The 815-nt window shown below is 49.6% G+C and carries 1 protein-coding gene and 1 pseudogene; both read left to right on the plus strand.

Going from position 1 to position 815, the window contains the following annotated elements; genetic code table 11:
* A partial coding sequence (locus R7044_RS24835) for a winged helix-turn-helix domain-containing protein (protein ID WP_225455950.1) occupies window positions 1–588 on the plus strand: 588 nt, incomplete at its 5' end.
* A pseudogene (cpxA, locus tag R7044_RS24840) lies at window positions 588–815 on the plus strand (envelope stress sensor histidine kinase CpxA); the annotation flags it as partial. The gene R7044_RS24835 and the pseudogene cpxA, both read left to right, overlap by 1 nt.

Below are 815 nucleotides of genomic sequence, written 5' to 3' on the forward strand. Positions count from 1 at the left end.
GAAGCCGGCCTTGCCGCAATCAACAGCGATATCGACCTCATCCTACTGGATGTAATGATGCCAAAATTGAATGGTATGGAAACGCTGAAGCGTCTGCGAGAGAACTGGGAAACCCCCGTGTTGATGTTGACCGCCAAAGGCGAAGAGATTGATCGAGTGATCGGTTTAGAGCTCGGCGCAGATGACTACTTACCAAAACCTTTCAGTGACCGAGAGCTGCTCGCTCGTATTCGCGCGATTTTACGTCGCACCAGTAACACGCAGAAAAACGGCAAAAACAGCGATTGTATTGAGTACCAAGAGTTGCGCCTGTATCCGGGCAAGCAAGAGGCTTACTGCGATCAACAATTGCTGGATCTAACCGCAACCGAGTTCGCGCTGTTGACCCACTTTGTCCAAAACCCAGGACACGTACTCACCAAAGAGACGTTGAGCCTCGACGTACTAGGTAAACGACTGGCGGCCTTTGACCGTGCAATCGATATGCACGTGTCGAACTTACGCAAAAAGCTGCCCGACCAAAGCAATGGCAAACCGCGCATCAAAACCCTACGTGGTCGCGGCTATATGCTGCTTGAGGAGGATTAATGCACCTATCACGCATCAAACTGCCAAAGATTAATAGCTTGTATGGACGCATCTTTGCCATCTTTTGGTTCACTATGCTGTTGGTGTTGATAGCCGTGCTATCACTGCCACATTTGGATCCAAGGAAAGCACGCGACATCCCAGACGAGCATTATCAGCGGATCATTGAAACGCGTGATGCCATTCAAAACAAGTACAGCAAAGAAACCGATCTAGGACGCATTTTG

The sequence above is a fragment of the Vibrio sp. 1402 genome (assembly GCF_033340275.1).